Here is a 12,820-nt window from a genome sequence, read left to right on the forward strand (position 1 = left end):
ATATACGCCACTGAACACCCTGCGACTGGTTGAGCTGATTAACGAAGTCCTGCCTGCAGGCGTGGTCAATGTAGTAACCGGACAAGCCGAGATTGGCGGCGCGATCAGCAGCCATCCGGGTATCAGTAAAATTGTCTTTACCGGATCAACCCCCACCGGACAGCGGATTATGAGCAGTGCGGCAGCTAACCTTAAACGTCTGACGCTGGAGCTGGGTGGCAACGATGCCGCCATCGTCCTGCCGGATGCCGATGTTGATGCCATTGCCGAAGGGATCTTCCAGACCGCATTCCTGAATATGGGACAGACCTGTGCGGCACTTAAGCGCCTCTATGTCCACGACGACATCTATGATGCACTGTGTAACAAGCTGGCTGAGATTGCTCAGGCACAGGTTGTCGGTAATGGTCTTGAAGCTGGAACCACATTCGGACCGATACAAAACGCCAACCAGTTCAGAATCGTCAGCGAGCTGGTAGACGATGCAAAAGCCAACGGTGCACGCATTATCTGCGGCGGCGAACCACTGGAAGGCAATGGCTATTTCTATCCGCCAACCATTGTTGCGGACATTACCGATGGTGTCCCTCTCGTTGATAAAGAACAGTTTGGCCCGGTACTGCCTGTTATTCGCTTTACCGACGTGGAAGATGCTCTGGCCCGGGCGAACTCAGCCAATGTTGGCCTGGGTGGATCAGTATGGTCCGCAGATATTGAAAAAGCTACACAGATCGCCAGTCAGCTTGAGTGTGGCACCGCCTGGATCAACGGACACGCTGAAGTACTGCCCCACGCGCCCTTTGGCGGCTGTAAGATGTCCGGCTTTGGTGTCGAGTTTGGTGAAGAGGGTATGCTCGAATATACCCAGATGCAGGTACTCAATATCAATAAATAGTTCCTCAGCCAGAGGTTATGCGGGGGCAGATACCCCCGCTTTTCCCTATATCTATGACACAAAAACGATGACCGATATAAACCTTATTGACGACCTTAAAGGTCGTGGACTGATCGCCCAGCAAAGCGGCGATGCCGAAAAACTGACTGAACATCTGCAACAAACACGAACCCTGTATTGTGGGTTTGATCCAACTGCAGACAGCCTGCATATTGGCCACCTGGTGCCGTTGTTAATGCTTAAACGTTTTCAACAGGCAGGACACCGGCCTATCGCATTGATTGGTGGGGCAACCGGAATGATTGGCGACCCCAGTTTTAAAGCCACAGAGCGAAGTCTGAATACGGTTGAAACGGTTGATCGATGGATTCAGAGCATCAGTGATCAGCTCGCCCGCTTTATCGACTTCGACTGCGGCGCCGAATCAGCCATGATCGCGAATAATCGTGACTGGATGGGCAGCATGGATATCATGAGTTTTCTGCGTGATATCGGCAAACATTTCTCGGTGAATGCCATGATCAACAAGGAATCGGTGCGTCAGCGTATTGAACGCCCGGATCAGGGGATCTCCTTTACCGAGTTTTCCTACAGTTTGCTGCAGTCTTACGATTTTGCCGAGCTTAACCGCAGCTATGAGTGCTCGTTGCAGATCGGCGGTAATGATCAGTGGGGCAACATCACTGCCGGTATCGACCTGACCCGGCGACTCAACGGTGCTCAGGTGTTCGGGATGACCCTGCCACTGATCACCAAAGCCGATGGTACCAAATTTGGTAAAACAGAATCCGGTGCTATCTGGCTGGCCCCGGAAAAAACCTCACCCTACAGTTTTTACCAATTCTGGATCAACACCGCAGATGCGGATGTCTATCGGTTCCTGCGGTATTACACCTTTTTACCGCTCACAGAGATTGAACAGATTGAGCAAACCGACCAGTTGAGTGAATCAAAACCGCAGGCTCAGCGCATCCTTGCAGAACAGATGACCCGTCTGGTGCACGGCGAGCGCTCACTTGAGCAGGCCCGGCGAATCTCTGAAGCGCTGTTCAGCGGTTCGGTCGATACACTTACGCGGGAAGAGCTGCAACAGCTGGAACAGGATGGTCTGCCCACCTGCGAAGTCACTGAGGCGATGACCGTGACCGACCTGCTGGTCAGTTCAGGGCTGGCGACATCCCGTCGTCAGGCACGGGAGTTTGTCTCATCTGGCGCTGTCCAGCTGAACGGGTCGGTGATCAATGAGGCAGACCTGGCGATGACTGCCAGGCTGGCGTTACATGGCCGTTTTCTGCTGCTGCGCCGGGGCAAGAAAAACTTTTCGCTGGGCTGCCTGAATCTGAGCCAAGGCAGCTGAATCAAAGTACCTGAATCAAAGTACCTAAATCAAAGTAGCTGAGCCCGACACGGCCAGAAGCATTAGATATCGCTGCAGCAGCACACTGCAGCTCAAGCTCAACCCTTTGGTCGATATCGGTCAGGCGGTAATACTGGCTTAATAGCGGTGTCTGTTGCACTGGCTTAGCAGACGCTTGCCAATACTGGCGGATGCTCGCAGCACGCACCTTGTCAACAGTATTGGGGAGCACCTCTTCTCTCATGAAGATTTTGCAGAGCTTACCCAGGTAAGCTCTTTTTTTATTTTCCTGACCCAAATCTAAGCTCAACCCTTTAGCCCATAACGACGATGGGCAAAAAAGAGATGGTCTGTTAGAAGCGTTAACGCGGTAGTGCTTCGTCATGAAGCACATTTTACAAGCCTGCTCCGCAGGCTTTTTTTTAAACAGAGCCTCAATAAGCCGGTCAACCTTATGGTTGATACTCAGTCGCAGAGTTTTCCTCTGTAATGAGATGTAAGAGAAATTCAACGGGAAGATTGATAATGCTACCTGAGATCAACACAATTCTATATGCGAGTGATATCAGTGAAGGCAGTCGACCTGCGTTTCGCATGGCAGTCAAGCAAGCGATCAATAACAACGCGCAGATAGTGTTCCTTCATGCCATTGAGCCAATGGATGATTTTATCGATGATTTTTTGCCGGTAAACGCCTCGCTCAAGCATAAGAACCAGCTTATCGAAAGTTTCAGAATACGCATAGGCATGCGTATTAAAGAGTTTCTTAAAAGTGAACTCGAAGAAGATTTCGAGCTTCCCTATCCGCCCATGATTCAGGTATCGCCCGGAAAACCTGATCAGGTTATTCTGAAAGCGGCCGCACGGCTGAATGCCAGCATGATCATCATGGGTGACCGCGAAACCTCTTCAGTTTCCAGAGTATTTCTGGGCTCAACCGCGCAGAAAGTCATTCATCACAGTGAAATACCTGTATTGATTGTTCCATTAGAAAAACACGCAAAACAAAACTAAGATAAACTCCCGAGGAAAGTCCATGAAGAAGATAATAAAAGTATGTGCTCTGGCCGCGCTTGCAACCGCTCCATTTATGGGGTCAGTTGCAGAGGCCTCCGACTATCCCAACCGTCCGGTCAAGTTCGTAGTGCCATGGCCTCCAGGTGATCTTGAAGATGTCCTGACCCGCATGATTGCGGAAGATATGGCAAAAGAAACCGGCAAGCCCGCCACCGTCGTTAATAAGCCAGGGGGTGCTGGTATTGTCGGGGCTTCTGACGTCGCCCGTGCCCGTGCAGATGGTCTCACCATCGGCTCTTTTGTGATTGACATTCTGACAACTCATCTGCTGTCAGGTAATGCTCCCTATGACAAAGATACCTTTGAGCCTGTCGGTATCTTCCTGGATTATCCATTTGTCCTGGCCACGAAGGCAGACTCCAAGTACAACAACATTGAGGAGCTGGCCGAATACTCCCAGACTCACGATGTATCGCTGGGCCACTTTGGCTATCAGGCACTGCCCACAGCGGTCACCTTTAAAGTTGCTGCCCAGGAGGGTATAAAATTCTCCTCTAATGCGGCGTTCGATTCAAATGACTGCTCTACCCTTTCAAATGGCGATGCGGATGTCATTAACACCACCACGCAGCAGATTCTGGCGTGTCTGAAATCCGGCGATGTTAAATTGCTGGCATCGCTGACCCGTAGCCGCCTGAGCATTGCACCTGACGTGCCAACACTCAACGAACAAACCGGTATCAGCCAGACAACCTGGAACGGTCTGTTTGTTAAGAAAGGCACCCCTGAAGCGGTTAAACAGCGGATCGCAGAGATTGCTGAGAAAGCCCTTGCCAGTGACCGGGTTAAAGAGCTGAGTGCAACTACCGGCGCTGGAATCTACTGGATCGGCGGTAAATTCGCAGAAGAGGTCGTTGCTAATGACTACGAAGCGTCTAAATCCTTGCTGGAATACATGAAAGAGTAATCCCGCCAGTCACTGCAGCAGGCATGTCTGCCTGCTGCAGTATTTCCCCCTGTTAACCCATAATAATAATGGTAACAACTCATGAGCAGTCAGGTAAAAAACACCACAGAGATTGATACAGATGATCTGGCTCAGGAAAAACACTACGGTATTTACTGGTGTATCCTTGTTCTGTCCCTGATATTGCTGGGTTTACTGCCTTTTCAGGCACCCTTGATCCATACCAATCGCGGCTGGTTTTTACAGCCGATGTTTGGCTCATCAGTGGGGCTGTTGCTATTAGCAATATTCACCAGCGTCAGGGTGGTCGAGTCATTAAAAAGCGGTTTTCTCAAACGCTGGAATATTACTGAATCACTGTTTGACACCCTGAGCAGTTATCGTACAGCGCTGATCTCGGCGGCGCTGTTTTTTCTCTATATCAACACTCTGTCAGTGCTTGGCTTTGTACTCTCAACTCTTTTATTCACCACGACACTTTTGTGGATGTGCCGACTGCTGGACCGCACCTGGTTCCTGGCAACCCTGGGCACACTGACAGTCATGGTGTTGATTTTCCGCGTTGGCGTCAGTCTCTGGCTGCCGGATGCCTGGCTGTACAGCCTGCTACCGGATGTCTGGGCTGACTTTGCTAACCAATATCTTTAAGACGTGATTCTGATATGGAAACCCTGTTATTAGGTTTGAATGAGGTTGGCACACTGAATGTGATGCTGGCTATTGTTATCGGCGCACTCATCGGCGTCACTATCGGTTCGATACCCGGACTTGAACCTGCCGGTGTGATTGCAATCCTGCTGCCTCTGAGTTTTTCGATGGAACCACTGGCCGGTGTATCACTGCTGCTGGGGGTATACGGCGGCGCCTGGTACGGCGGCGCAATCCCCGCCATCCTGATGAATACGCCGGGCACCCCGGTCGCGGTATTGACCACCTATGACGGCTATCCGATGACGTTAAAGGGCGAGGGAAAGAAAGCTCTGTCTATCGCTTACACCTCCTCATTTGTTGGCGGCATCATCAGTGTTTTATCGCTGGTATTGCTGGCCCCGGTTCTGTCTCAGGTTGCCCGCCTGTTCGGCTCTGCCGAATTCGCCATGCTCTCGGCACTGGGGATGATCTTTGTGGTGCTGGCGCACCGCAGGCATGTTGTCGAAGCCGCTATGATGCTGGGGCTGGGTATCTTTCTCGGCACCATTGGTATCGACCGCTCATTCAGCACTCAGGTATACACCTTCCATCAGGAGTGGCTGCTCAACGGTATTCCACTGGTGCCTGCGGTTATCGGCTTGTTTGCCATGTCTCAGGCATTTGTCCTGCTCTCTGCCCGCGGCAACGATTCCAGTATTACCAAGCTTGAGGGTGAGGGTCTGTTCGGCGGTTTTCTGGTGCTCATGAAACACAAAATCACCGTACTTCGCTCTGCTGCATTAGGGGTTGTTATGGGGCTGCTGCCCGGTGTCGGCGAGTTTGGCTCGCAGTTTTTCTCCTATACCCTGGCGCAAAAGTTTTCCAAAACACCTGAACTGTTTGGCAATGGTGCTCCGGAAGGTATTATCGCATCCGAAACATCCAACAATGCGGTTACCGCATCCGTGATGATTCCGCTGCTGGCATTTGGTATCCCTGCAGATGCCCTGATGGCAATGCTCCTGGCGGTATTCATGGTACATAACTATGTGCCTGGCCCAACGCTGTTTGCCGAACGTCCGGAGTTTATCTCAGGCCTTTATATCTCATTGTTCCTGATGAATATCGTGGTATTCGTCTACCTGACATTTGCGACGAAATGGATTGTTAACCTCACCCGCATCCGCGGGCGCTTTATCGGTACGTTCATACTGGTGCTGGGGTTTGTCGGCAGTTACAGTCAGAATTATCAGTTCTCTGATGCGTTAATAGCGCTGGGCTTTGCCGTGTTCGGCTATATTCTGCGTAAAAATGACATCCCTGCGGTACCGATCATTCTCGGTCTGGTTCTGGGACCTGTATTCCTGACCCGTTTCCGTCAGGCAATGGGTGTGGGCGATGGTGATCTGAGTATTTTTATCAGTCGCCCTATCAGCCTGACTCTGTTCTCAATGATTATCCTGTCCATTACGGTCTATCTGTGGAGCACCCTGAAAGCAAAACCTTAGATTAATCAATGGCAAACCACCTATTGATCAAATTCTAAACGGATAAATACAGTCGCGGATCGCCGGACCGCCAAAAACAACTTAATATATTAAGTTGTTTTTGGCGGCAAGTTGACGTATTCTGAATCTCTTGGTTTAAAATCAGGAGATCCGGTAATGAAAACAAACAACAATATTTACCCTGCTGGTCTGTATAGCTTTCAGGATGAATGCCTGTCTCTCCTGACGGGGGTTCTTAATGTGTCCAAGGCTGTCACCTATCTGGTGGACAATCAGCGAAAACCTATCTGCTATAAAACATGGCAGCTGCAGCCGGCCATGCACCGGCAGTATATGGATACCTTCTATAAGGTGGATCCCCTGCACCCGACTCAGTTTGTTGAGCAAACTGACGCCACTGTGGTCAAAATGAACGATCTGGTGAACAGCCAGGAACGCTATCATCACCCCTACTATCGGGACTTTATCTCGCCCTGGGGTGTACAGGATATTGTTGAGCTGTTTTTACGGGTTGATAACAAACTGATTGCGGGATTTGCCCTGTTCACCTCAAAACAACAACCTGAGATGCGCAGTGAAGATATTCGTAAAGCCCAGCAACTGCATCAGTTTATGCAGTTTTCACTGGAACAGAGCCTGGATGCGCCAAAACATAGCCAGTTTGAAAGCTTTTGTGAGCAGTTTCAGCTCACCCCTAAAGAGCGCATGGTTGTCGAACTGGTCAGTCAGGGACTGCCCAACAAAACCATCGCAGCCAGTCTTGATTGCAGTCTGGCAACAGTAAAAACCCATCTGCAGCATATCTTTTGCAAAACCGGGGTTAACAGTAAAACTGAAATAACTTCCCAACTGTATAACCAGCACTGATCAGAATCTTCAGTCTCAGGGATGAGCTGAACGGCCACAAATTACCCCTTTATCAACCTTCTGGTTGATACCCAGTTCAACTGATCCATTCATACTTAACTCAACCCCGTAGCACTGCTGCAATGTTCAGCACACTCCCCTTTATCGCTACGGAATTAATAAAAGAAGCATCCGGAGTTATGTTATGAGTGAAAAATCAACAACGTTATGGAACCCGATGGTACATCCGGGCGTTCCAGGTTCGCACAGCACTCTTGAAATTGTTAAAGGTGACGGCAACTACGTGCAGAACCGCGAAGGTCAGTGGCTGGTTGATGGTGTCGGCGGTTTGTGGAACGTTAACGTCGGACATAACCGGACTGAAGTTAAAGACGCGATTAAAGCTCAGCTGGATGAACTGGAGTATTTCCAGATCTTTGACGGTGTCACCCATCCCCGTGTCAAAGAACTGTCTGATCTGATCATCGAGATGACTAAGCCTGAAGGTATGGCGCGGGTCATGTACAGCTCCGGTGGCTCTGATGCGGTCGAAACCGCACTCAAGATTTCCCGACAGTACTGGAAAGCCATTGGCCAGGCACAACGCTATAAATTCATCTCGCTGAAGCAAGGCTACCACGGCGTTCACTTCGGTGGTGCCTCCGTCAACGGTAATACCGTATTCCGTACCAACTATGAGCCCGTCCTGCCAGGTTGTGTTCATATCGACGCGCCATGGCTGTACCGTAACCCGTGGAACTGTGAAGATCCTGAAGAGCTGGGTCAGCTGTGTGCTAAGCAACTGGAAGCTGAGATTATCTTCCAGGGGCCTGAAACCGTTGCCGCCTTTATTGCTGAGCCTGTTCAGGGTGCCGGTGGCGTTATCGTTCCCCCGGCGAACTACTGGCCGCTGATTCGTGAAGTCTGCGACAAATACGGTGTTCTGCTGATTGCCGATGAAGTCGTGACCGGCTTTGGTCGCTCCGGCAGCATGTTTGGTGTGCGTGGATGGGGCGTAGCCGCAGATATCCAGTGTTTTGCCAAAGGTATCAACTCCGGCTATATCCCACTGGGTGCCACCGTTGTTAACGAACGGGTTGCTAAGGGTATTGAAAGCTGTGAAAACTTCAGTGGTGCAGTGATGCACGGTTACACCTACTCCGGTCACCCGGTCGCCTGTGCCGCAGCACTGGCCTCGCTGAAGATTGTTCAGGATGAAGATCTGCCAGGCAATGCCGCTGTTCAGGGTGAAGACCTGAAAACCAAGCTGAAAAATGCACTCAGCGACTTCCCATCCGTAGGCGAAGTACGTGGTAAAGGTCTGATGGTGGCTATCGATCTGGTCACTGATAAGAAATCCCGTACCCCGGTCGATCCAATGAGTGGCTTTGCCAATCAGATCGCTGCCGTCGCCCTGCGTGAAGGCGTTATCGCCCGCCCGGTGGGCACCAAAATCATCATCTCTCCACCGCTAACCATCGGTACAGAGGAAGTTGATAAGATGGTTGCTGCGTTGTTGCAAGGCTTCACAGAAGTCGACCGTTAATCACTCTCTGCAATGACGTACTGTCATTAGAACATCCCTTCGGGACCGCCAGTTATTCTGGCGGTCTCATCCCCCTTCCTGTATTCTGTTAACTTATTAAGTATTTTCCAGTTACAGAATATGCCGACATCCAGTAATGCCCAATCTGTCCAGATAAAAACCCCGATCGCGCTGTTAGCCGGTATGGCTATTGCCAGCCCGGTGGCCCTGAATGTCTATGCGCCGGTCATGCCAGTGCTTGCGGAACAGTTCAACACCACCCCTTTTACGATTCAACTCGGTTATACCTTTTACCTGCTGACACTGGCGATCGGACAGCTGATCAGCGGTCCTTTAGCTGACCGTTATGGCCGCCGCCCGGTGTTTTTCTGGGGATTCCTGCTGCATATATTCGGTTGCATCATCGGCGTGATGGCCTTCGAAGCCTGGCATCTGCTGCTGGCCCGTATCCTTCAGGCAGCTGGGGGTTGTACCGGTATGCTGCTGGCCCGCAGTATTATTCTCGATCAGCACGGCAAAGATAAGGCCGCCGGCATGCTGGGCTATATCACCATGGGCATCGCGACTGCTCAGGCGGTAGCACCGACCATCGGAGGTTATCTCAACCTGGCGGTCGGCTGGCAATCGGTATTCTGGGTTTCTATGGCACTGGGCACAGTCGTCTGGCTGGGAGCGCTGATCCGTTTACCGGAAACCGCCGGACACACAAAAGACACGGGCAGCCTGCTCAGTAGCTTTACCCGCTATAAGACCGTCCTCTCCTCCCGTAGCTATATCTACTGTGCGCTATCTGCCACCATGGTTGCGTCAGGATTCTTTATCTTTATGAACAGCTCCCCGTTTATTGTCGACGCGATACTCAGGGGTAACTCCGCCGACTACGGTAACTGGTTTCTGATGGTGGCCGGAGGGTTCTGGCTTGGCAGTCTGGTGGCCGGAAAGATTTCCGCTTCGGTCGGCACAAAACAGATGATGCTGATTGGTTGTGGCATCTCAGGCGCTGGCGCCCTGCTGATGCTGGCGCTGTTTACCCTGCAGCCACTCAGTTTTGCCGCGCTATTCCTGCCAATGGCGATATTTACCTTTGGCCGCGGACTCACTCAGCCCAACGCTCAGGCTGCTGCCGTCTCATCGACCACCGGTGCCGTTGCCACCGCAACCGGCATGTTAGGTTTCATGCAACTGACCATCGGTTCACTGGTGGCGCAGATAACCCCCCTGCTGATCGCTATCAGTATCTATATGCTGCCAACGGCGCTGTTGTGCCTGGCACTGATGGCTTCGATTTTTGCGATCAAAGGCAGCCAGAGTGAACAGAACCACTAGTCCCATAAACACTGAAAGGTTTAACCGAAAAACAGCTCATGCAGTAAACGCCCCGGCATTAAAACGGCCCCCATTGCCGCACCAACCGTGCCCAGATAAGCCCCCACTGCAAAGGACCGATGGTAGCGGATATTGCCTCGTCGGGCAGCGCTGACAGATACAACCACACAGATCAGTACCCAGAGCGAAAGCAGGTGAATCGGCCCATAGCCATAAAACCAGTCGATAAACCCGCTGATCCAGAATGAGGATACGGATGTAATGATCATCGCCGCCATCCAGGACCATCCCAACCCCTTATGCAACGCCGTTCCCTTACTTCTGAACAACTGGACCAGACCAACAAGCAACACCCAGAATGCCGCAGTAAGATGAATATAAGTGTGCATCTTCTCGCCTATGAAGAGTGTTGAAAATGATCAGGTATGTCGATCAGAAAATCAGTGACTCCCACATCAATATTCTCCTGACTCAGCAGGGTTGTTATCTGTCCCCGGTGATGGATCTGATGATTAAAAAAATGGCAAACTAACTCACCAAAATCCCGTTCACTCACCACCCCTTTAGAGTTGGCATACACCAGCGGCCGGTTAAAATCATCTGCGCTCACCTCTTCAGACAACCACTGCCGGATTAATCTGTCCAGGGTTGTACGGACCGAAACCAGAGAGGCCAGATCAGCGTAGAGAATCTCATCCAGCGATGTTGGCGTTGGTAAAGCACTCAGCTTGCTCAATGAATGATAGCGCTGCGAATGAGCCGAAAACCGGGCCAGCCAAAGCAGATCACCTACCACAAGATGGTTAAGTGCTCCCAGCAGAGAACCGAAGAATGCCCCACGATCCGCGCTTAGCTTTTCCGTACTAAGACCAGAACAGGCACTGTATATCTGGCCATTCATGCGGATATTGTAGTCCGCCATGAGGATGAAATGCTCTCTGATATCCATAACGCCACCTTTCCTTTTAAACAATAAGCTATCTGTTTTCAGCTTTGGTCGATTTTATTGAATCACTAAATTCGCTCAGCTCGGCAGCACTGTACTGCGTGTGTACCCGTACCGTGGATGCCGGATGGTACTGCAACCCCACTCCGTCACGGTATACCTTAGCGGGACGAATCGGCCGTGGGCTGAAACCACCGCCACAATTAGGACAGACATTATTAAGCAGATTCTCCACACAATCACGACAAAAAGTACACTCGTAACTGCAGATACAGGCTTCTGTTGAGTCCGGCGGCAGATCTTTATCACAGTATTCGCAGTTGGGCCGAATCGCTAACATAAACAGCTCCCTGATTAAGATAGGTCTGGTTGAGGGTTTCACCTGAAGCCACTAGCGCTGGTACAGCTCCAGAGGTAAATTATCCGGATCACTGAAAAATGTATACTGTTTGCCGGTATATTCATCGGTGCGGACAGGCTCTGTAGTAATACCGTGCTGTGTTAAATGCGCTACAGCCGCTTCAATGGAACCCACTGAAAATGCCAGATGACGAAGCCCCAGAGCCTCTGGATAGCTGGGTCTGGCGGGCCGGTCAGGGAAAGAGAAAAGTTCAATCTGACTACCATCAGGCAGCCGGAGATCGAGCTTGTATGAATCTTTATCCGCCCGGTAATTCTCAGCGATCACCTCTAACCCCAGTATCGACACATAGAAATGTTTCGACTGTGGATAGTCTGAACAGATGATCGCAACATGGTGCACACCAGCTAACATATGAACTCCTGGTATCCCGGATAAGCGGTTAAAGCGACTTCGGTGCAAACATGATAATCGCCATACCAGTCAGAGCCACTATCCCCCCCAGCAGATCCCAGGAGGTTGGTTTGATACCGTCCACCAGCCATAACCAGAGCAGCGCGACAACGATATAGACACCGCCATAGGCCGCATATACCCGCCCGGCGGCCGTAGGATGCAGAGATAGAAGCCAGGCAAACAGCATCAGGCTAAGCGCTGCAGGAAGCAACAGCCAGATACTCTTATCCTGTTTAAGCCAGAGGTATGGCAGATAGCAGCCAACAATCTCAGCAACCGCTGTGACCATAAAGAGGGCGATGGTTTTAATTTCAAACATAAGCAGAGGACGTCCATTAGCGGGATTGTATAACCGGGCAGCGCTCAGCAAGTCTGTGTCAGTACACTCCCAGGCGAAAGTATTCAGCTAGCATATACCGCCTGAAAAGCAGCGTAAGCACACAGCATAATAATAATCAGTACTGCCGCGATCATCGGCTGGTCTGGCCCCATCTCATCGCTGAGACCATCACGTTTTGCTTTCGCCAGATCATCCGGATGATAAACGCCTTTGCGGCAGAAGAGAATGGTGACAAAGAACATTCCGGTCACCGCCATAAAGACATGCAGCGTATAGGTAAACGCTTTCAGCGATTCCGGAGTGTCAATCTGGGTCGCACTCATTCCCAGAATCGATGCACAGCACATCATCGCGATAGCAAACAGATTGATTGGTGTTCTGGAACGACTCACGGCAGACCATGCACTACTCATCCCCGTCTGTTTTGTTGACTCTTCTTTGGCAGAGCCTGAGGGGCACCCACAACTGATACAGCGCTCCGCTTTATCAGATATCGCGTGACCACACTCCTCACATTTAATCATTGCCATGTTGCCGTTCCACCCGTCATCATCATCTCCAGAAGTTGCAGTATATCAACTAACAACCGGATTAAGACTACCCTTCTCCAGTGCCAGGATAACAG

At 51.0% G+C, this 12,820-nt stretch carries 16 protein-coding genes; 9 read left to right on the forward strand and 7 right to left on the reverse strand.

What is annotated here, in order from left to right; all coding sequences use genetic code 11:
• Positions 1-895: aldehyde dehydrogenase family protein (locus tag ACQY8X_RS12040; protein ID WP_428035389.1), on the forward strand; the 895-nt coding region annotated here is incomplete at its 5' end.
• Between the two features lie 67 nt (positions 896-962).
• Positions 963-2,252 (forward strand): tyrosine--tRNA ligase, encoded by a 1,290-nt coding sequence (tyrS, locus tag ACQY8X_RS12045; RefSeq protein WP_428035390.1) that lies wholly within the window; start codon positions 963-965, stop codon positions 2,250-2,252.
• A 1-nt stretch (position 2,253) separates the two neighbouring features.
• Here the strand turns inward: tyrS and ACQY8X_RS12050 are convergent, their stop codons facing one another.
• Positions 2,254-2,496 carry a hypothetical protein gene (locus ACQY8X_RS12050; protein WP_428035391.1) on the reverse strand — a complete coding sequence of 81 codons (243 nt, stop codon included), beginning with the start codon at positions 2,494-2,496 and terminating at the stop codon, positions 2,254-2,256.
• 281 nt (positions 2,497-2,777) lie between these two features.
• Between ACQY8X_RS12050 and ACQY8X_RS12055 the strand changes: the two genes are divergently transcribed.
• The 7 genes from ACQY8X_RS12055 (at position 2,778) to ACQY8X_RS12085 (ending at position 10,092) form a co-directional block, all read left to right on the forward strand.
• Positions 2,778-3,266 (forward strand): universal stress protein, encoded by a 489-nt coding sequence (locus ACQY8X_RS12055; RefSeq protein WP_428035392.1) that lies wholly within the window; start codon positions 2,778-2,780, stop codon positions 3,264-3,266.
• Positions 3,267-3,288: 22 nt separating this feature from the next.
• A complete protein-coding gene (locus ACQY8X_RS12060) occupies positions 3,289-4,236 on the forward strand; it encodes a tripartite tricarboxylate transporter substrate binding protein (protein WP_428035393.1) in 948 nt (315 codons plus the stop codon).
• Between the two features lie 81 nt (positions 4,237-4,317).
• On the forward strand, positions 4,318-4,884 hold the full coding sequence (locus ACQY8X_RS12065; protein ID WP_428035394.1) for a hypothetical protein: 567 nt from the start codon (positions 4,318-4,320) through the stop codon (positions 4,882-4,884).
• A gap of 14 nt (positions 4,885-4,898) precedes the next feature.
• A complete protein-coding gene (locus tag ACQY8X_RS12070) occupies positions 4,899-6,374 on the forward strand; it encodes a tripartite tricarboxylate transporter permease (protein ID WP_428035395.1) in 1,476 nt (491 codons plus the stop codon).
• A gap of 156 nt (positions 6,375-6,530) precedes the next feature.
• Positions 6,531-7,241 (forward strand): helix-turn-helix transcriptional regulator, encoded by a 711-nt coding sequence (locus ACQY8X_RS12075; RefSeq protein WP_428035396.1) that lies wholly within the window; start codon positions 6,531-6,533, stop codon positions 7,239-7,241.
• 184 nt (positions 7,242-7,425) lie between these two features.
• The gene (locus ACQY8X_RS12080; protein WP_428035397.1) at positions 7,426-8,766 is read left to right on the forward strand and encodes an aminotransferase class III-fold pyridoxal phosphate-dependent enzyme; all 1,341 of its coding nucleotides are present in this window, start codon (positions 7,426-7,428) and stop codon (positions 8,764-8,766) included.
• 120 nt (positions 8,767-8,886) lie between these two features.
• Entirely contained in the window at positions 8,887-10,092 is a 1,206-nt protein-coding gene (locus tag ACQY8X_RS12085) for a multidrug effflux MFS transporter (protein ID WP_428035398.1), read from the forward strand.
• Positions 10,093-10,112: 20 nt separating this feature from the next.
• On the opposite strand, the gene ACQY8X_RS12090 is transcribed toward ACQY8X_RS12085, so the two are convergent.
• From ACQY8X_RS12090 to ACQY8X_RS12115, 6 genes are all read right to left on the reverse strand, one after another.
• Positions 10,113-10,481, reverse strand: a complete 369-nt coding sequence (locus tag ACQY8X_RS12090) for a DUF2306 domain-containing protein (RefSeq protein WP_299199687.1) — start codon at positions 10,479-10,481, stop codon at positions 10,113-10,115.
• 8 nt (positions 10,482-10,489) lie between these two features.
• Positions 10,490-11,041, reverse strand: coding sequence for a DinB family protein (locus tag ACQY8X_RS12095; protein ID WP_428035399.1), 552 nt, complete (start codon positions 11,039-11,041; stop codon positions 10,490-10,492).
• A 28-nt stretch (positions 11,042-11,069) separates the two neighbouring features.
• The gene (locus tag ACQY8X_RS12100; protein WP_428035400.1) at positions 11,070-11,378 is read right to left on the reverse strand and encodes a DUF1272 domain-containing protein; all 309 of its coding nucleotides are present in this window, start codon (positions 11,376-11,378) and stop codon (positions 11,070-11,072) included.
• A gap of 51 nt (positions 11,379-11,429) precedes the next feature.
• The gene (gene gloA2, locus ACQY8X_RS12105) at positions 11,430-11,813 is read right to left on the reverse strand and encodes an SMU1112c/YaeR family gloxylase I-like metalloprotein (RefSeq protein WP_428035401.1); all 384 of its coding nucleotides are present in this window, start codon (positions 11,811-11,813) and stop codon (positions 11,430-11,432) included.
• 28 nt (positions 11,814-11,841) lie between these two features.
• Positions 11,842-12,174: a YnfA family protein gene (locus ACQY8X_RS12110; protein WP_428035402.1), complete on the reverse strand. Its 333-nt coding sequence runs from the start codon at positions 12,172-12,174 to the stop codon at positions 11,842-11,844.
• A gap of 83 nt (positions 12,175-12,257) precedes the next feature.
• Entirely contained in the window at positions 12,258-12,725 is a 468-nt protein-coding gene (locus tag ACQY8X_RS12115; protein WP_428035403.1) for a hypothetical protein, read from the reverse strand.
• Positions 12,726-12,820 lie beyond the last annotated feature (95 nt).

This window comes from Amphritea sp., assembly GCF_050300915.1.
Lineage (GTDB): Bacteria > Pseudomonadota > Gammaproteobacteria > Pseudomonadales > Balneatricaceae > Amphritea.

Excerpts from the sequence above, each read along its gene's own strand:
- tyrS (WP_428035390.1), top strand. The coding sequence starts at position 963 with ATGACCGATATAAACCTTATTGACGACCTTAAAGGTCGTGGACTGATC.
- ACQY8X_RS12050 (WP_428035391.1), bottom strand. The coding sequence starts at position 2,496 with ATGAGAGAAGAGGTGCTCCCCAATACTGTTGACAAGGTGCGTGCTGCG.
- ACQY8X_RS12055 (WP_428035392.1), top strand. The coding sequence starts at position 2,778 with ATGCTACCTGAGATCAACACAATTCTATATGCGAGTGATATCAGTGAA.
- ACQY8X_RS12060 (WP_428035393.1), top strand. The coding sequence starts at position 3,289 with ATGAAGAAGATAATAAAAGTATGTGCTCTGGCCGCGCTTGCAACCGCT.
- ACQY8X_RS12065 (WP_428035394.1), top strand. The coding sequence starts at position 4,318 with ATGAGCAGTCAGGTAAAAAACACCACAGAGATTGATACAGATGATCTG.
- ACQY8X_RS12070 (WP_428035395.1), top strand. The coding sequence starts at position 4,899 with ATGGAAACCCTGTTATTAGGTTTGAATGAGGTTGGCACACTGAATGTG.
- ACQY8X_RS12075 (WP_428035396.1), top strand. The coding sequence starts at position 6,531 with ATGAAAACAAACAACAATATTTACCCTGCTGGTCTGTATAGCTTTCAG.
- ACQY8X_RS12080 (WP_428035397.1), top strand. The coding sequence starts at position 7,426 with ATGAGTGAAAAATCAACAACGTTATGGAACCCGATGGTACATCCGGGC.
- ACQY8X_RS12085 (WP_428035398.1), top strand. The coding sequence starts at position 8,887 with ATGCCGACATCCAGTAATGCCCAATCTGTCCAGATAAAAACCCCGATC.
- ACQY8X_RS12090 (WP_299199687.1), bottom strand. The coding sequence starts at position 10,481 with ATGCACACTTATATTCATCTTACTGCGGCATTCTGGGTGTTGCTTGTT.
- ACQY8X_RS12095 (WP_428035399.1), bottom strand. The coding sequence starts at position 11,041 with ATGGATATCAGAGAGCATTTCATCCTCATGGCGGACTACAATATCCGC.
- ACQY8X_RS12100 (WP_428035400.1), bottom strand. The coding sequence starts at position 11,378 with ATGTTAGCGATTCGGCCCAACTGCGAATACTGTGATAAAGATCTGCCG.
- gloA2 (WP_428035401.1), bottom strand. The coding sequence starts at position 11,813 with ATGTTAGCTGGTGTGCACCATGTTGCGATCATCTGTTCAGACTATCCA.
- ACQY8X_RS12110 (WP_428035402.1), bottom strand. The coding sequence starts at position 12,174 with ATGTTTGAAATTAAAACCATCGCCCTCTTTATGGTCACAGCGGTTGCT.
- ACQY8X_RS12115 (WP_428035403.1), bottom strand. The coding sequence starts at position 12,725 with ATGGCAATGATTAAATGTGAGGAGTGTGGTCACGCGATATCTGATAAA.